The organism is Kitasatospora sp. NBC_00374, assembly GCF_041434935.1.
Taxonomy (GTDB): domain Bacteria; phylum Actinomycetota; class Actinomycetes; order Streptomycetales; family Streptomycetaceae; genus Kitasatospora.
The window spans coordinates 8,719,522-8,736,916 of record NZ_CP107964.1 but is presented as its reverse complement, the minus strand read 5'-3'; the positions used below and the strand labels follow the sequence as shown (position 1 = coordinate 8,736,916).

The following is a 17,395-nucleotide window of genomic DNA, read 5'->3' as shown; positions in this document are numbered from 1 at the left end:
ACGGCAACGACCACAAGGCCCGGGCCCGGAACACGGCCCCACCAACGGCAACGACCACAAGGCCCGGGCCCGGAACACGGCCCCACCAACGGCAACGACCACAAGGCCCGGGCCCGGAACACGGCCCCACCAACGGCAACGACCACAGGGCCCGGGCCCGGAACACGGGGCACACCGTCACCGAACAGGCCGCCCACACACCCGCACCGAAACCCGGCCGGCAGCCCGACCGGTGGTGACGGCCACAGAAGCCGGGCCCGGAACACGGGGCACACCGTCACCGAACAGGCCGCCCACACACCCGCACCGAAACCCCGCCGGCGGCCCGACCCTGATTCGGGCCCGGACCACCGGCACGCGCACCACCACTCCGCACCGGGCCTCAGGCCCGGGCCCCGGGCCCGGGCCACAGGTCCGAGATCCCGGTCGGCGCCGACCGGACACGGCGACCGACAGGCACCGCCGGTACTCCTCACCGCACCCGAGCTACCGGGCCGGAAAACGACACCGGGAAACGACCCAGCAGCGCACACACCAGCCCTGCACCACACGCGAACCGGCGAAAGACCAGCCGACGGGCGCCGAGACGGGGCGACGCGCCCCAACGCTCCGAAACCCCGTCCCGTCCACACCCGCACACAACGGGTCACACCGCACTCCCCCAACAGATCCACCGATCTCCCGGCCCGCCAGAACGACCCCTGCCCGGCCAGCCGCCGCGACCGGCCGACCCGCGACCGCCCTCCGACCGCCCCTCCGCCGCTCCCAGCCGCCCTCGCTGACAGACCGTCGCACGGGAACCCACCCCACACCGCGCGAGCCACCCCCGACCCGGAGCGCACCAAGACCCGCAGGCGATCAGCCATCCAGCGCAAACCGTTCCCCCGCGCGTCCGCGACAGCACCTGTGGAGTGGCCGAGCACCCGCAACCGGGAGGTAGTGGAGACAGGCACCACCACCCTCGCCCAAGGAGCAGCGCATGCCCCGAACCCGCCAGGCAGCCGCCCTCACGGCCGCGATGCTCACCGCCACCCTGAGCAGCTGCGCCAGCGAGTGGCGCCCACTGCCCCCCTCGGCGCCCAGCCCCACCCACGCCGTCCCCACACCGCAGCCCACCGGCGGGCACGCCACCGTGCCCGCAGGGCTCCCCGCGCCGGTCCCGGCCGCACCCGGCACGACCGTCACGGTGGGCAACTCCGGCCCGCTCGGCCCGGTCCTCACCGACGCCCAGGGCCACACGCTCTACGTCTTCGAAGCCGACACCATCGCCATGTCGACCTGCTACCAGGCCTGCGCCACCGCACTGCCCCCGCTGACCACCACGTCCGCCCCGATCGCCGGCCAGGGCGCCACCCAAGGCCTGCTCGGCACCACCATCCGCGCCGACAAGACGATCCAGGTCCTCTACGACGGCCACCCGCTGTACCTGTGCGCCGACGACAAGACCGCCGGGCAGGCCTCCGGCCACCGACTCACCCGCTTCGGCGGCACCTGGCACGCCGCCGACCCGGGCGGCCACCCGATCAAGACCCCAGCCCCCAGCACCGACACCCACCAGCACAACCCCACGAACAACACAGCAGATTCCCCCCAAAGCACCACCCCGGACACCACCCCCGACGCGAACACACACAACACTCCCGGCACCACCGGCCCCACCACCCACGACACCACCGGCCACACACCGGACACCACCCACAGCACCGGCCCCACACCGGACTCCACCAACGACAGCACCACCCACGACACCACCAACCCCACGCCGGACACCACCCACAGCACCGGCCCCACACCGGACACCACCAACGACAGCACCGGCCACACACCGGACTCCACCAACGACAGCACCAACCCCACGCCGGACACCACCCCGAGCACCACGCCGGACACCACCCCCCAGAGCGCCCAAACCGAAAACACACACGACAGCACCGACAACACCCCCGACACCACCACCCACGACACCGCCAACCCTGCGCCGGACACCACCCCGAACACCACCCCGAACACCGCCGACGCAACCCCGCAGAGCACTCAAGCCCCGAACACACACGACAGCACCGACAACACCCCCGACACCACCACCCACGACACCACCGCCCCTACACCGGACACCGCCGACAGCACCCCCGACACCACCACAGACGCCAGCACGGACACCACCGGCAACACCTCCAGCACAACCGACACCACCCCGGATACCCCCTCCAGCGGCACCAACTGAGCACCCACCACCCGCCCCCACCGAACCCGAACCACCAAACCACCAAACCGCCGACAGCGACCCGGTTCCAATCCCAGCGGCCACAGTCCCCACCCGTCACAGCGCACCACGACGTCACCAGGAACAACCCAGACGATCAAGGCGCCGGGCGCGGCGGTATCGCGAGCGCACGACGCGGAACACGAGCCGGAAGCGGTGTCCCCCCTCCCGCCGGGCGACCCCGCCCGCCCGACAGGCCATCAAGACCACCCCCACACCGGCAGAAAGCCCACGACACCACCCACCATGAGGCCCACGACCTCTCGACAAGGCCCGCGACGGCCAGTCACGGCCGGCGACGAAAGGCCCCCGTCGACGAAACGGCGCAACAGGCGGGCGAAGACCCGGGCATCCACCCGCGGCCACGTGCCGAGCGAGGCCTCGACGGCGGCCACCACTCACCGCCCGGTGACCGCCACGATGCCGCCGCCGTCACCGGTGCGGGCGAGCACGGTCACACGGCCGGCGGCCGGGTCGGACCCACGTCACAACAGGCCGGCCCGCTCCACACGGCCGGCGCGGCGACCGACAGCAGAGCGCCCCAGGTCGACCCCGCGCCCCAGGCCCGCGGCGCAGCACCGACCGGACCAGGCAAAGCCGCCGAAGACCCGGCAGGTGAAGTCATCGACCGCCTCCCCCAGCCCCTCGGTGAGGCGGGTGTGGACGCGGGCGCGGGTGCCCCGCCGCAGGAGCAGCCCGACGGCGTGGGCGATATCGTTCCCGGTCGTCCTCAGGCACACATCACCCGCACTCCCCGTGCGAGCCACCGCCATCACACCGGAGGAACCCTCCCAGCGCCGCGAGCCCTGCATCGACAGGGCGCGCCCCGGCCCGACCATTGGCGGCTCGCCTCAGACCACGTCTCGACGGGTAGGAAGCCGTTGCCCTACCGACCAAGGAACTCGCCGATCGAACGGGAGCCCCGTCCGGGTGATCGCGGTCGGTGCCGGCCGTGATCGAGAACGCCCAACGGCCGTCTGGACTTCGCCGTCACATCACCTGGGTAGTCACAGCCCGTCGGTCAGCTACCGAACACGTTGCTTGGAGCGTGACCTCGGAGTTCGGCCGTTCGACAGCATCGTGGAGACGGCGTCGAGGCGATCGGCGGAAAGGCCGGTCGGCCTGGCGGGGTGCTCGTGCGCGCTTCGGCCGGGAACCGCCGCCGGCCGCGCGTCGATCGCCGGCAGGAGGCCGGCATTCCGGCGCCCGGCTACCCGGGCCGGTTCGTTGCCGTGACGTCGGCGCAGACGGGGTGGGTGCGGGCGGCGTAGGAGCGAGCGGCCACGACGAGGCCGATGCCCAGACCGGCGAATGCCAGGCCACCGAACTCGACCATCCAGGTGATCCCCGAACTGGTGGTGAACGGCGGGGACGGCTCGATCGCGGGCAGCACGCCGACGGCGATGAGCGGGGCCATGACGATGAGGACCACCCCGTACATCGTCAGAGGGATGCCGGTCAGCCAGGCCGGGATCAACGGCAGCAGGCGCGGGACCCGCCGTCCGGAGAGGATCAGCGTCCAGCGGGGGAACACCTGCCCCCACGCGTACAGCAGCCCCAGCAGCAGGAACACCCCGACCATCGCGGCCAGCACGGTCACGTCGATCCCCGCCGCCGCGGCCGCCTTCGACGGCCCCGACGCGCCGACGCTCGTCGTCCGCCGCCAGTCATCGGCCGAGACGCCGAGTGCGTCGCCGCCCAGCGTCCAGACACTTTTGACCCCTGCCCACGGCAGGAGTCCGCACATCAGCAGATACACCGCCCTGCGGGTCCGCTTCGGGGCCGGGGAGACAGCCGGGTGGGCAAGCGGGCCGTCGCCGGCGCCGGCGTGCGGCCGCCCGCATCGCGGGCAGTCACCTCGCAGCCGTCGGCGGAACGACAGGCCGGCCAGGAGCACAAGCGCGGCGCCGAGCGTGTTCAACAGCACCTGAGCCAAACCGGTGGCGCTCTCGATCCCCGAGAGCGTCACCAGCGTCACGAAGTAGATCGGCAGTCCGTTCGTCCCCACGACGAACACCGGGATCGCCACGATCAGCGCTGCTTTCACCGCAGCCCGGCCAGGCCCGGCGAGCGTCCGGGTGCTGGCCAGGCAGGCCCCGCCGGCCAGGACGGCGAGGGCCGCCAGGAGAAGCTGGACCGCCGGCGAGTACGAGGCGTGCTCCTTCCATGGCACGGTGATACCCGCCGCCGCCCACGTGACCTCGACACCGCCGTACAACACGCCCCACAGTGCGGCGGCCACGGGCACCCACACGGGCCACCGCCGCCACCACGACATCCGCCCCGGGCCTACGGTCGGCGGCCCAACAACGCCGCCCACCTCCGAGTCCGCAGCAACAGCCACCGTGTGCCCCCCGTACATCCCGAATTCCGACGCTCCAAGACTCCCCGTCACCCGCACCGACCGCATCCATCCCACGGATCATCCGGCCTCCCCCGCGCAGGGGAGACCGGATCGTGAGCGCCACCCCGGCCGAAGGACCACGCCGCCGCGCGCCCGGTCAGGGCAACGAACCGCCGCGCCGACCAAGGACCCGCTGCGCATGTCCTGCGCCTCCGGCGTCCCCATGGCCTGGCAGGCCGCCGACGCCATCACCGCCCGCCTCACCGGCGCCAAGACCCCCCCCACATCCCGATCCGCTACTTCCAACAGCGCATCTCCCTCGGCCGCAAGGAAGGCCTGATCCAGTTCGTCACCGCCGACGACCAAGCCAAGGACAGCGCCCTGACAGGCCGCGCGGCCGCCCTCTACAAAGAACTGATCTGCAAAGGCGCGGCCTGGGGCGTCACCAACCCCACCGCCGGCCTGCCCTCCCGCCGCCGACGCGTCCACCAGCAACAGGCCCAGATCCACCGCACCCCACCAGTCAAGGCCACGACCTGACCCCGCCCCACCCCCAACCACCCGCGCCGGCCGACACGATGAGCAAGCCGACCGACGCCCAACGCAGCCGGGTCGGGGGTACCGCGGCCGGAACCGCCAGCAGGGCGCCGGCGACGGCCAGATACCCGGAGACGACCACGACGAGACCCCCGACGCCCTCCCGCAGGCGCGCCCCCCTCACCCGACCGGACGAGAAAGACCTGAACGAGAAAGACCCGGACGAGAAGGAGGGCTACGTCGAGGACGGCGCCCGGGGCGCGGACCATCCACGGCCCGGCAATGACATCCACGGCCCGCCCCGCGAGTCGTGACAGGCAGGACGACGGCACAACCAGTCGTGGGCCGTCACCCGGACAGCCCGGTCACCGACCGCACCCAGGACAGCCGACCCGACCCGCACCCGGGCAGCAGCACGACGGCGACCCGCACGGACGCGATATGTTGCGAGATGTCTTGACGGTCCGTCAAGACATCTCGCGCCGGAGCGGGGGCAGGAGGAGCGGTGTCCCCCTCCCGCCCCCGCCGCAGGGCAGGTCAGCCGGCCTGCTGCACGGTCCAGTTCTGGGACAGCTGGCCGGACGGCTGCTGCAGTTCGAGCTGCCAACCGCCGTAGTACCAGCGCTTGCTGACGCCGAGGACGAGCGAGGAGCCCGCCGGCTTCAGGCTGTAGCCGCTGCCGCCGGCGGTCAGCTCCCACTGCTGCGCCGCGGCGGCCGCGTTGCAGGGCTGCTGCATGACGAACTGGCCGGCGGCCACGGCGTCACCCGCCTGGAGGCACTTCTTGGAACTGGCCGACCTGATCCGCAGGCGGCCGTTGCCGGCGTCCTCGAACAGCCACTGCTGGTTGCCGTAGCCGTGGCGCTGGAAGGCGATCAGCGCGGCGCCGTCGTCGGCCGAGCCGCCCCACAGGTCGGCGGCCTGGCCGGTGAGGCTGTTGACCACGACGTACGGCGTGCCGGGCCTGGTCGGGCCCGCGCCGTCGGCGGCGGCGGCCAGGGTGCGGAGGCGGGTGACCGGGCCGGCCTTGCCGACGCGGCCGCCGCTGTCACGCGGGGCGATGGCGATCTTGTACTCGGTGTTCGGCTCGAGCTGGACCAGACGTACCACGGTGGAGCGCACGGTGCCGTCCGACTTGCCGTCCACCTGAAGCTCGTAGTCGGCTGCTCCGGCCACCTGCGGCCAGCTGAGCAGCACGGAGTTCTGGGTGAGCTGACCTGCGGTGACGACCGGGCCGGTGGTGGCGCCGCCGGTCGTGGTGCCGCCGGTGGGCGAGGGGGTCGGGTTGGGGGTGGGCTTGGTCGGGTTCGGCGAGGGCTTGGCGGTCGGGCTCGGGTTGGGGTTCGGGTCGCCGCCACCGCGGATCAGGAACTGGTTGTTGGCGATGTTCCAGTGGTTGCTCAGATAGCTGCCGGGCGCAGGATTGGTGTGGTAGTAGTCGTCGTGGTTGCAGTCCAGCCGGTCCTCGTGGGCTTGGTCCGGGCACTTGGTCTGCATCTTCACGCCTTTGAAGTCCCCGTAGCACATGACGTCCGACTCGTCGACGCAGTGGGCGTGCTGGGTGCTGTTCGGGGCACTGTTGTTCACCGCGCCGAGATTGTGTCCGAGCTCGTGCGCCGGGGTGTGGCCGCCCCAGCAGCCGCTGTCGGTCCGGCCGAAGGAGGGGCCGAAGTTGCTCAGGTTGTCCTGCCCGGGACGCTCGTCACCGTTGAAGGTGCCGATGCCGCAGTACACCTCCGAGTCCCCGAAGATCATGTACTTGCGGTCCTTGCGGTTGTACCCCTGCCCGGACAAGGCGCTGATCGTCTCACCGAAGTTGGCCATCGCGGCGGCGGGCAGCTCGACGTCGAGCACCGAGGCGGTGCAGTCGCCCGCGGTGACGTAGCGGATGTGGCGCACACCCCCGGTCTCGGCGGCGCTGGCGTTGTAGATGACATCGGCCTCCGCGGCCCACCTCTTGAACGAGGACAGGTACTGGGCGAAGCGGTCGTGACCCGGAGTGTGGACATACAGCACCTGAACACGGTTGCCGGTGACGCCGTCACCCTCGCACGCCACGGTGCCGCCCGCGGCCGCGGCGCCCTGGCCGGCAACGCCACCCGGACCGGCCCCGTCGGCCGCATCGGCGGCGTCGGCGGCCGCCACCGGGCCGCCGCCCAGCACGGACCCGGACTTCACGTCGAGCACCGGCGGGGCCGCCGCCAACAGATCGGCCGCGGACGGCGCCCGGCCATCACCGGCACCCGCCAGGGCGGGCACCTTCGCCGCATCCACCACCGGCGGGGTGTCCTTCTTGATGTCGACACCCTTCGGCGGCTCGTCAGGCCCATGCGAACACTGATTCGCGGTCGACACCGTGAAGACACCCACACACGGATCCTCCTGAGCCGCCGCAGCCAGCCCGTCAAAGACCAGACCACGGTCCGGCTCGTTCCCGGGTATCGAGCCGATCGGCTTCGGCTTCTCCTTGCGCTGCGCCACAGCAGCGGGCGACGCCGCCGCAACGGCCTGCCCGACGGCGATCTCACCGGCGGCGATGGTGTCCTGCGGCCGGTCGCCCTCGGAGACCGCGCCGATCCCGATGACGCTCGCGACCAGACCCGCCGCCACCGATGCCGCGACGACCAACAGACCGCGCAGTTTCCGGCGGCTCGGTGCCGCCTCCCTGATTCCCATGACTGAACTCCCCGTCGGCAGAAGAGGTGTGAGGTGCCGACACATGGGAGAGACCGGAAGACCACCGAGATAACAGACAATCAGTTCTCTCTTCCGAGTCGATTCGCACGGCAGGCCGCACCCGGCCCGCCGAGGGGGTCGGGCAGCACGGCGCCTCACCCCGCAGGCACCCCCTTGAAGGGGTGTCGCACCAAACCGCTACGAGCGGACAGCCCACAACCGAGCTGCCCGCCCACACCGCCGAAACCACCCCGCACACCACGGGCCTCGACGCACGGCCGACCACGCCGGCAACCGTCGCCCAGGTCGTCGTCAGATAGTCAGAACGCCCCCCATGCCCGACCTCGGGGTACCCCGGCTCAGAGCGTCCTCCAAGGTTCATTTGGGGCGCCGAGAGCTTTGCGACTACTGCGCCCAGCGTCCCATGGTCGGCGCGGTGCCGATCAGGCACTCGATGTCGATCCGGAAGCCAACGAGGGCGTGGGCGGTCAGGCGTAAGTGGCCCTCAAGGCAGACCAGATTGTCCTGACCCTCGCCGAGGAGGATGAGCGGAGGAAACCGCTCGCCTCCGATGAGCGCGTGGGCTGCGTCGACGAACGGTTCGTTGGGAACGTCGAACGCCCGTATCCCTGCCTTGATGCGTGCGGCCGCGTCGGCCGGCCGGCGGCTGCCACCCGACAGTTCGACCCAGTAGGAATAGTTGAGGTAGCGGACTCTGGCGGCCTCGTCGGCGGACAGGAGTGCCCTGGTCCACGTGACTTGAGTGGGGAAGTTCTCGAACAGGTCGCGGTTCTCGCCGTACCCGCGCGTCGCAGCGAGCAGAGCGCGACGTGCGAAGTTCGCTCCAGTGTCGGAGAGGTCCGGATGCGTCAGCAACTGCTCGGTCTGTCCGGCTGCCGCCAGGTGGGACCGGAGGTTCTGGCCGAACCTCCGACTGGACAGCTCGCCGCGCAAGAAGCAGGCGACCATCTCGTCCTCACTGCTCATACCCAGTACCTGCACGACCGTCAGCATAGTATCGACCCCGTTCGCCCGGCACCGCCCAGGCAACTCCGTCACTCCGCGCCACCAGCCCACCTGACCCAAGCCAGCGGTCGGATCGGGTAAAGCGGTTCAGAACGCCCTCTGATGGTGCTCGGCTGAAACGCTCCGTCGCGTCCGATGCCTGTGGCGTCCCGCTCGGGATCGTCTCCGACGGCCGACCGGCACGATTCACCCCTGCTCGGCCCCACTCTGGACGCGGCACGGGCACAGGTCGGCGCGATGCCGGAGACCGTCAACGGCAACCTCGACCGCGGCTACGACAGCGCCAAGTCCCGTCTGCTGATAGCCGGGTTGGGCTTCACTGCCGAGATCGCACGCAAGGGCGTGCCCGCCCCGTCGACGACTTCCGCGTAGCAGTCACCGTTCTCGATCCAAACGGCGACGTTCTCGATCCCCGCCGACCGGTCGTTGTCATCCACCCAGAAGGTTATGCAACCGGACCTGCGCCACCCACACCGAGCGGACGGCGGGGAACTCGCGGACCCGCCGAACGAGTGCGTCGCGCAGGGCGACCGCCACTGGGTCGGTGGACCAGTCGAGCGTCATTTCCGCCCCGGGCCCGTAGGTCGCCCAGTCTCGCAGCACCGGTTCGGGAAAGATCGCCTGCCCGTGTCCGGAGCGGACCCCGAGCACGGCGACGCCGGTCCTCTCCAGGATGTCCCTCAGCCGCGCCGCGTCACAGTGCACCATCCCGGCGGGACGGCCTCCAGTTCGCCCGGCTCCACCCGGAAGCCCCGGATCTGCACCTGGTCGTCGGCCCGGCCGACGAATTCGATCTCGCCGTCCGGCCGACGGCGCACCAGGTCCCCGGTCCGGTACAGCCGGGTCCACGGTGAACCGCTCGGCGGTCAGCTCGGGGCTGCCCAGGTAGCCGCGGGCCAGGCCCGCCCCGCCCAGGTACAGTTCACCCACCTCACCGTCCGCCGCCTCGGCACCTGCCGCATCCCGGACCAGGGCGGTGATCCCGGGCAGCGGCCGGCCGATGGTGGCCGGGCCCTCGCCCGGCGACACCGGGCCGGAGAGCGCGACCACGGTGGACTCGGCAAGCCCGTAGTTGTCAACGAGGGTAAACGGCAGCCCGGCGGGCGGCCGGGCGGTGAGCCGGTCGCCGCCGGTGAGCAGGGTGCGCAAGGCGGTTGCGGCGGGCCAGGGCAGCGCCGCCAGGGCCTCCGCCAGCAGAGTGGAGGCGATCGCCAGGGTGATCCCGGCGTCGACCAGGAAGTCCCGCAGCCCGGCCGGGGAGCGCCGGTCGTGTTCGGTGGCGACCACGACGGTGGCACCCGCCGTCAGGTAGGGCCACAGCTCAAGGACCGAGGCGTCGAAGCCGACCGCCGACAGCAGTGGGGTGCGGTCGCCGGGGCCGGGGGCGAAGGTGGCGTGCACCCAGGTCACCAGGTTCTGCAGGCTCGCGTGCTCGACGGTGACGCCCTTGGGGCGACCGGTGGATCCGGAGGTATAGACCACGTAGGCGAGGTCGCCGGCGGCCGGCGTGCTGTCCGGGCGTCGGGGTGGCCCGGACGGGCGGGCGGCGACGACAGCGGCCGCGTCCACCATCTCGGCCACCGCGGCGTCCTCGAGCATCAGCTCGCGGCGCTCGGCCGGGTAGGCCGGGTCGACCGGCAGGTAGCAGGCACCCGCCCGCAGCACGCCGAGCGCGGCGACCACGTACTCGATCGAACGCTCGCACAGCACACCCACCGTGGCTCCCGCCGACACGCCGCGGGCGCACAACTGCGCGGCCAGCGCGTCGGCCCAGTCGAGCAGGGCGCCGTAGGTCAGCTCACGGTCACCCTGCACCAGGGCGGTGCGATCCGGGTCGGCGGCCACGCGGGCCGCCACGAGCTCGGGCACAGTCGGCACGACACCTCCTTCTCCCGGCAGCGGGCACGATGGCCCACAGCCTCCCCCACCGGCCCCGACGGCGCTGGCCGTCACACCCGGTCGAACAGGCACCGATAATCCTCGCCCGTGCCGTTGAGTAACATCGGGGTGATCCCCCCTGCACTCCCGCGCGCACTCCCGTAGGCGTACGCAGGGCTGCGTCACCCCGCATCCGAAACGGCCTTCGCAGACCGGTGAAGCACCGCCTCGGCATGGCCGCCGCCCATGACCGGCGCGAGACCTCGACGCGAGGCTGCCACGCCGAGGACCAGGTCAAGAACCCCACCGGGAACAGGTCCTGTCTGTGCCTGGAGCGCTGTGGAACCGATCACTGGATGCGCCCCGGCGAAGTGTTCACGGTCGTTGCCGGAGGCGACCCTGAGGAGTCGCCCTTCAATCTGGTCGGGCCTGTCCAGCGAACGTCGCGGCCCGGTGGGGTGGAGTTGGCGGTGGCCTGCGGAGAGGCGGCCGTCAAAGGCGAGCGCGAAGCCGTTCAGCGCGGCCTCCGAGCAGGTCGTCCGATGCTTGGCGTGCTGGCAGTTGACTTCCTCCCCGGCGTTCAGGCTGGGTCGGAAGTCAAGGTGCTGCCCAGGCGTCGGGTGGCCGAGCGCACGCTGCCGCAACGGATCGGCTCGGTGGCACCGCCTGCGGGCCGGGAAAGGGTTTGCCCGCTCGGGCTGCGGGTGAATTCGCCAGTCACGTTGCGTCATGGGTCACGTAGTCAGGTGCCGGGGTCCCTGATGGGCGTGGCCTGTCGGGTGGGGGTGATTGGATGCGGGTCATGTCTGATGATCTGAGTATTGACGGCGTCGGGGCCGCACTTGCGGGGGCGGATTTGCGGCTGGCGGATCCGGGCTTCCTCGTGAACGCCGCTCCGGCCGAGGTGCTGGCGCTGTTGGACGCGGCTTCGGGGCCTGGGGGGCGGTTGGCGGCGGCGGCTTACCGGGCGTCGGTGCATCTGCACGGGGACGCCCCCGCGGGGGTGCGGCGGCAGCTGCTGGCGCTGGACGCCGCCCGGTACGGGGACCAGGAGCTGTCGGCGCGGATCACCGCCGTACCGGTGGAGGGGGAGCCCGCCGCGCAGTGGAGTGTGGAGTGGGCCAGCGGCGGCATGGTCGACCACCGGTACCGGCAGGCTCTGACCGGCCAAACCAGCTGGGTGGCCGGCGTGGCGACGGCGTTGGTGGACGGCCGCCCGGTCGCTGTCGCCGTCACCGCCAGCTACGACGAGACGGTGCGGGTCTGGGACCTGACCACCGGCCAGCCCGTTGGCGAACCCCTCACCGGCCACACCCGTGAGGTGACCGCGGTGGCGACGACCACGCTGAACAGCCTCCCGACCGCCGTCACCGCCAGCTGGGACGAGACGGTGCGGGTCTGGGACCTGACCACCGGCCAGCCCGTCGGTGAACCCCTCACCGGCCACACCGGTGGGGTGCACGGGGTGGCGACGGCCGTGGTGGACGGCCGCCCGGTCGCCGTCACCGCCGGCGGGGACAAATCGGTGCGGGTCTGGGACCTGACCACCGGCCAGCCCGTCGGCGAACCCCTCACCGGCCACACCGGCAGGGTGAACGCGGTGGCGACGACGGTGGTGAACGGCCTCCCGATCGCCATCACCGCCAGCTGGGACGAGACCGTGCGGGTGTGGGACCTGAGCACGGGCCGGCCCGTCGGCGAACCCCTCACCGGCCACACCGGCTGCGTGAACGCGGTGGCGACGACCGTGGTGAACGGCCTCCCGATCGCCATCACCGCCAGCAACGACCAGACCGTCCGGGTCTGGGACCTGAGCACGGGCCAGCCCGTCGGCGAACCCCTCACCGGCCACATCGACCGCGTGTCGGCGGTGGCGACGACCGTGGTGAACGGCCTCCCGATCGCCATCACCGCCAGCGACGACCAGACGGCCTGGGTGTGGGACCTGACCACCGGCCAGCCCGTCCCTGAACCCCTCACCGGCCACACCGGTGGCGTGTCGGCGGTAGCGACGACGGTGGTGAACGGCCTCCCGGTCGCCATCACCGCCAGCTACGACCAGTCGGTCCGGGTCTGGGACCTGACCACCTGCCGACCCGTCGGCGAACCCCTCACCGGCCACGCCCGTGGGGTAACCGGCGTGGCGACGACCACGGTGAACGGCCTCTCGGTCGCCGTCACCGCCAGCTACGACCAGTCGGTCCGGGTCTGGGACCTGACCACCGGCCAACCCGTCGCTGAACCCCTCACGGGCCACACCGACCAGGTGAACGCGGTGGCGACGACCATGGTGAACGGCCGCCCGGTCGCCGTCACCGCCAGCGACGACGAGACCGTGCGGGTGTGGGACCTGACCACCGGCCAACCCGTCGGCGAACCCCTCGCCGACCACATCGACCGGGTGCCGGCGGTGGCGACGACCACGCTGAACGGCCGCCCGGTCGCCGTCACCGCCAGCGACGACGAGACCGTGCGGGTGTGGGACCTGACCACCGGCCAGCCCGCCGGCGAACCCCTCACCGGCCACACCGGCAGGGTGTACGGGGTGGCGACGACCACGCTGAACGGCCGCCCGGTCGCCGTCACCGCCAGCTCGGACAAAACGGTGCGGGTATGGGACCTCACCACCGGCCAGCCCGCCGGCGAACCCCTCACCGGCCACACCGGCAGGGTGTACGGGGTGGCGACGACCACGCTGAACGGCCGCCCGGTCGCCGTCACCGCCAGCTCGGACAAAACGGTGCGGGTATGGGACCTCACCACCGGCCAGCCCGCCGGCGAACCCCTCACCGGCCACACCGACCAGGTGAACGCGGTGGCGACGACCACGCTGAACGGCCGCCCGGTCGCCATCACCGCCAGCCGGGACAAAACGGTGCGGGTATGGGACCTCACCACCAGCCGACAGATCGGGCGGGAGTTGGTGTTCCCCGCACCCGTCGACGCGGTGGCCGTTACCCCGGACGGCCGACTGGTGGCGGGATTCGGCTGGGAGGTCGCAGTGCTGACCCACCGCTGACCGGCCCCACACGGCACGTCCCGGCGTGTCGGCCAGGTGGAGGCCGGTGCCTGGGGCGTGTTACCTCCGGATTCCTCGGGGCAGTGGTGATGAGCCGAGCGTGCCAGCGGTGGGTGTTCCCACGCCCGGCGGACGCATCGGGTCGCAGGCCGGCCGCTCGGACTGCTGCACTGAGCTTGCTCCGCTTTGACGGACACCCTCGGTGTGGTGGTCGGGCTGCGAGGACCGTCTCGTACTTGGCGGGACTGCGGTAACCGAGGCTGCTGTGCAGCCTTCGTATCTTGTACCAGGCTTCGATCCACTCGAAGATCGCTGAGCGGGCTGCCGCCCGGCTGGGCCACGGACGGCCGCCGATCAGCCCCAGCTTGAGGGTGGCGAAGAACGACTCGGCGAGCGCGTTGTCCCAGCGCTGGCCGGTGCCGACCCACCGACAGGATGCGGTGGTCGGCCGGGGTGTCAGCGGATGCTGAAACCGTCGTGGTCGCCGGTGGCGGGGCCCCAGCTCTCCGTCACCGCCTCCACCCGGCCCGGGGTGTCGCCCTTCCGCAGCCAGTCCAGCAGCAGCGCGCAGTCCTTCCGGGGCCCCTCGGCCACCACGTCGACCCGGCCGTCCGGCAGGTTGCGGGCGCAGCCGGTCAGCGTACCGAGCCCGGCCGCCCCATCCCTGACGGACCATCGGAAGCCGACTTCTCGTGCAGCGCACGCGCGCTCCGGACGGTGGGTACAGTCACCGGCGCAGCGTAGCAACCAGGGCGGGCAGCCCTTGCGGCGGCCGGCAGGCCCGCGAGATGTCGGTCCGTCCCCGTTCGGGTGCCAGGGGTCCCGGTGGTGACCGCGCGGATGACGCGCGCCGGCAACCCGGCGGCACGACGGCGATGTGGGTGCGCGATCGCCTCGACCGTCTGTGGAAGGACGAGGATTTCGCCGACCGGTACTCGCACGGCGGGAGCCCCGGGCTCTCGCCCGCCCGGCTGGCCACGGTGAGCGTGCTGCAGTTCCTGCTCGGCCCTCCGAGCGCGACGCCGCCGGGGCCGTGCGCTGCCGTATCGACTCCGAACCGGACCGAAGGCCGAAGCCGGGGAGATGGAGAATCAAGCTCAGATCTCGTTCGCGGCAACGCTGGAGTGCTGGTCCTTGACGCGGGCAATGCGGGCGGCGATCCTGCCGGCCGCATGACGGATGTGAGGGTCGGGATCCTCAACACTGACCCGGTGGACGAGGTCTGACAGAGCGATGATTGCGTCGTCGTGGCGGCTGTCGCTCATCCACAGCGCACCCCATACCCGGTCACGGAGCTCGGTATCGGGGTGTTCGGCGACCAACGCCATCGCGGGCAGGGCGAGGCGAATGTCCGCGCCGCTGACGGCCCGTTCCTCGGTGACGGCCATGGCGGCGCGGCTTACCTCGATGTCGGGATCGAGGATGGCCACTGTCAGTGCGGGCTGGGCGACCCGCACGTCGTGGACATCCGTTGCCTGTTCGTGGAGCCGGGCGATGATCGCGCGTCGAGGCTGCGGGTCCGGCTCGGTCCACAACGGCCGAATGACAGCCCTCAGCCGGTCATCCGCCCGGTCCTGTGCTGCGGTCATGCGGAGGTCAGCTCCGTTCGAGGAAAATCGTTGCCGATATCTGTGCCGCGCGACGCGAGGGCCGCCAGGGCGGCGGCTGCTTCGCGGCTGGCAGTGAGCGACTCCCACCGGTGGACATCGGAGCCGGGTGTGTCGAAGGGGTGCGCGGCCACTGCGGTCAGGCCCTCCACCAGGCAGCGTCCGTCCGCCCCCTGTGCCACGGCCAGCCGGGCGACCTCGGCAGCGGCGCGACTACCGTGCCGGCCAGGAACGAGGAAGGCCGGCAGCCAGCGAGCCACCGAGGCCACCGACCCGCCGGCCTTCGCGATGTCACGCAGGCATTCCAGAGTCATGTCGAGATCGACCCGCCAGTCACCGCACAGCAAGGTCCCCGCGATCACCGGCACCGCTGCGGTCACGTCGGATCCGTTGCTGGCTGCGGCTGCCAGCGCTCGCAGAGCGCTCCCCCGCCGGCGGCCGGCCAGGTGGTCGATCAGGATGCCGAGACCCTCGCGGGTTTGCACCCGAACGTGCTGTGCGAAGAAGGAGGAATGGAAGGCCGACTCGGATTCGAAATACCAGGCCGGGTCGAAGTCGTTGGCCACCAACCAGTCCACCAGGGAAGGCGCGAGCCGCCCGTACGGGGTGTCCATCACGCCCTCAACGGCGGCAAGGGCCAGATCGCGTCGGCCGAGCACTGCTTCCAGCGGTGTGAAGTCGCCGCCGAGTCGTGCGCTGGCCACGCCGAGACCGAACGCCGCCGCTCGCCGGGCGTGCCCACGGCGCTGGGACAACGCTTTCTGAAGCCCCGCCACGATGCGTGCCGGATCAGCCACTCCGCCGGCAGCCCGGCCCAGGGCCAGCGCGGCGTGCGTCCCGGCCGTTGCGTGCCACCAAGTGCCCCCCGATGGAGGAAGGGATTTTTTGAGGTCGAGGCGATGCTCGTCGGTCAGAGCGTCGAGTAGAGCCGGAACGGCCGCTTCGAGGTTCGCGCCGGCCGCCGCGCACTCGGCCAGGCTCGCGATCGTCACGATGCGTACATCGGGATCCGCGGAAGCGATGCAGGGATGGATCCCGTCGACGATGAGCTGGCTGTTGCGCCCTCGTGGCCATTGGTACGTGCTCCCGCCACGTATCGCACCATGGATCGAACCCACGACCTGGAACAGTTCTCCTGGCCCCGCCGCCGACCGCACGGCCGCGGCGAACCCCGGCGAGTCCCCGCGCAGCCAGCAGCGGTAGTAGAGGGGTTCGGTATCGCTGACGCGATCAATCGCCCATCCGTCACCCGCTTCCGCCGCCGCGTTGATCAATTCGTGCCACAGCTCAGGGTCGCCGTCGCTGAACGCCTGGAGAATCACACGGCAGGCGCCGGGGTCACTCACGGCGAGACCTCGGATCTCCCGCCGTACGCCCTTACGCACCGCCTCGGCCACCGCCCAGCTCTGATGGCCGCACAACGCTCGCAGCGCCGGCGCCAGACCGGGTGCGGCCTGCGGCAACAGGCGGAGCGCGTCCGCAACGGCCGCGCGGACATCGGCGACCTTGCGCGACCGCAGAGCCCTCTCGATGCCGGCAACCGTGTCGTCCAATACCCTCGGATCGACGTGAGCAGACTCCGCATCACCAGTGCCGGCGGTTTCGGCGCTTCCTTCCGTGCGCGCTTGTGCCACCGCTGCGGTTGCCACCTCCATCCACAACCTCTGGCGGCCCGCCGACTCACCGTCGGCCCGTAGACGCGACACCAGTGGCCCCATGTCCGGATCCTGCCAAGCCTCCGCCGCAGCCCACGCCACCGCCGCACCGACCGTCAACGCTTCGCTGCCACCGGCGTCACACCGTCGAAGAGCCTCCTCGACAGCGGCGGGCCTGTCAGGGCCCGTCAGGCGCTCATACAGTTCCCACGCCGCCGACCAGCCACGACCGCCGTCCCCATCTCCCGGATCACCAGACATGACCGGCATCGTAACCACCCCCACCGACACACGACCGCCCACCAGACATCCGCGCAGCCACGGCTGAGCCCGAATCCACCAGCCGGTGATCGGGGCGGGGAGGAGATGACGCAAAGAGGTGCCTGCTGA

The 17,395-nt window shown here is 71.6% G+C and carries 11 protein-coding genes and 2 pseudogenes; 5 read left to right on the top strand and 8 right to left on the bottom strand.

The features are described from left to right. Nucleotides 1–979 precede the first annotated feature (979 nt). On the top strand, nucleotides 980–2,224 hold the full coding sequence (locus OG871_RS38320; protein ID WP_371493624.1) for a hypothetical protein: 1,245 nt from the start codon (nucleotides 980–982) through the stop codon (nucleotides 2,222–2,224). A gap of 1,249 nt (nucleotides 2,225–3,473) precedes the next feature. Here the strand turns inward: OG871_RS38320 and OG871_RS38315 are convergent. Then, nucleotides 3,474–4,505 carry a hypothetical protein gene (locus OG871_RS38315; RefSeq protein WP_371503177.1) on the bottom strand — a complete coding sequence of 344 codons (1,032 nt, stop codon included), beginning with the start codon at nucleotides 4,503–4,505 and terminating at the stop codon, nucleotides 3,474–3,476. A gap of 280 nt (nucleotides 4,506–4,785) precedes the next feature. On the opposite strand from OG871_RS38315, the pseudogene OG871_RS38310 reads away from it, so the two are divergent. Further along, nucleotides 4,786–5,147, top strand: a pseudogene (locus tag OG871_RS38310) (oxidoreductase); the annotation flags it as partial. Between the two features lie 534 nt (nucleotides 5,148–5,681). On the opposite strand, the gene OG871_RS38305 reads toward OG871_RS38310, so the two are convergent. Next, nucleotides 5,682–7,820, bottom strand: a complete 2,139-nt coding sequence (locus OG871_RS38305) for an RICIN domain-containing protein (RefSeq protein ID WP_371503175.1) — start codon at nucleotides 7,818–7,820, stop codon at nucleotides 5,682–5,684. Nucleotides 7,821–8,225: 405 nt separating this feature from the next. After that, nucleotides 8,226–8,807, bottom strand: a complete 582-nt coding sequence (locus tag OG871_RS38300) for a hypothetical protein (protein ID WP_371503173.1) — start codon at nucleotides 8,805–8,807, stop codon at nucleotides 8,226–8,228. Between the two features lie 128 nt (nucleotides 8,808–8,935). Between OG871_RS38300 and OG871_RS38295 the strand changes: the two are divergent. Continuing rightward, nucleotides 8,936–9,200 (top strand): annotated as a pseudogene (locus tag OG871_RS38295) (IS5/IS1182 family transposase); the annotation flags it as partial. A gap of 75 nt (nucleotides 9,201–9,275) precedes the next feature. On the opposite strand, the gene OG871_RS38290 reads toward OG871_RS38295, so the two are convergent. Then, on the bottom strand, nucleotides 9,276–10,724 hold the full coding sequence (locus tag OG871_RS38290; protein ID WP_371503170.1) for an AMP-binding protein: 1,449 nt from the start codon (nucleotides 10,722–10,724) through the stop codon (nucleotides 9,276–9,278). A 233-nt stretch (nucleotides 10,725–10,957) separates the two neighbouring features. On the opposite strand from OG871_RS38290, the gene OG871_RS38285 reads away from it, so the two are divergent. Both OG871_RS38285 and OG871_RS38280 read left to right on the top strand, forming a co-directional pair. Continuing rightward, entirely contained in the window at nucleotides 10,958–11,542 is a 585-nt protein-coding gene (locus OG871_RS38285) for a hypothetical protein (RefSeq protein ID WP_371503168.1), read from the top strand. Next, the gene (locus OG871_RS38280; protein ID WP_371503166.1) at nucleotides 11,527–13,743 is read left to right on the top strand and encodes a WD40 repeat domain-containing protein; all 2,217 of its coding nucleotides are present in this window, start codon (nucleotides 11,527–11,529) and stop codon (nucleotides 13,741–13,743) included. Before OG871_RS38285 ends, OG871_RS38280 begins: the two co-directional genes overlap by 16 nt. Here the strand turns inward: OG871_RS38280 and OG871_RS38275 are convergent. The 4 genes from OG871_RS38275 to OG871_RS38260 all read right to left on the bottom strand — a co-directional run bounded on the left by OG871_RS38275 (nucleotide 13,679) and on the right by OG871_RS38260 (nucleotide 17,266). Beyond that, entirely contained in the window at nucleotides 13,679–14,203 is a 525-nt protein-coding gene (locus tag OG871_RS38275) for an integrase core domain-containing protein (RefSeq protein WP_371503524.1), read from the bottom strand. The two genes, OG871_RS38280 and OG871_RS38275, sit on opposite strands and share 65 nt — an antisense overlap. Beyond that, nucleotides 14,200–14,490: an acylphosphatase gene (locus tag OG871_RS38270; RefSeq protein ID WP_371503165.1), complete on the bottom strand. Its 291-nt coding sequence runs from the start codon at nucleotides 14,488–14,490 to the stop codon at nucleotides 14,200–14,202. Before OG871_RS38270 ends, OG871_RS38275 begins: the two co-directional genes overlap by 4 nt. A 350-nt stretch (nucleotides 14,491–14,840) precedes the next feature. Next, entirely contained in the window at nucleotides 14,841–15,332 is a 492-nt protein-coding gene (locus tag OG871_RS38265) for a hypothetical protein (protein ID WP_371503164.1), read from the bottom strand. Then, on the bottom strand, nucleotides 15,329–17,266 hold the full coding sequence (locus tag OG871_RS38260; RefSeq protein WP_371503163.1) for a hypothetical protein: 1,938 nt from the start codon (nucleotides 17,264–17,266) through the stop codon (nucleotides 15,329–15,331). Before OG871_RS38260 ends, OG871_RS38265 begins: the two co-directional genes overlap by 4 nt. Nucleotides 17,267–17,395 lie beyond the last annotated feature (129 nt).

What these genes read in the sequence shown, in the direction of transcription:
- OG871_RS38320 (WP_371493624.1), top strand. Translation starts at nt 980, where the DNA reads ATGCCCCGAACCCGCCAGGCAGCCGCCCTCACGGCCGCGATGCTCACC.
- OG871_RS38305 (WP_371503175.1), bottom strand. Translation starts at nt 7,820, where the DNA reads ATGGGAATCAGGGAGGCGGCACCGAGCCGCCGGAAACTGCGCGGTCTG.
- OG871_RS38300 (WP_371503173.1), bottom strand. Translation starts at nt 8,807, where the DNA reads ATGAGCAGTGAGGACGAGATGGTCGCCTGCTTCTTGCGCGGCGAGCTG.
- OG871_RS38285 (WP_371503168.1), top strand. Translation starts at nt 10,958, where the DNA reads ATGGCCGCCGCCCATGACCGGCGCGAGACCTCGACGCGAGGCTGCCAC.
- OG871_RS38280 (WP_371503166.1), top strand. Translation starts at nt 11,527, where the DNA reads ATGTCTGATGATCTGAGTATTGACGGCGTCGGGGCCGCACTTGCGGGG.
- OG871_RS38265 (WP_371503164.1), bottom strand. Translation starts at nt 15,332, where the DNA reads ATGACCGCAGCACAGGACCGGGCGGATGACCGGCTGAGGGCTGTCATT.
- OG871_RS38260 (WP_371503163.1), bottom strand. Translation starts at nt 17,266, where the DNA reads ATGTCTGGTGATCCGGGAGATGGGGACGGCGGTCGTGGCTGGTCGGCG.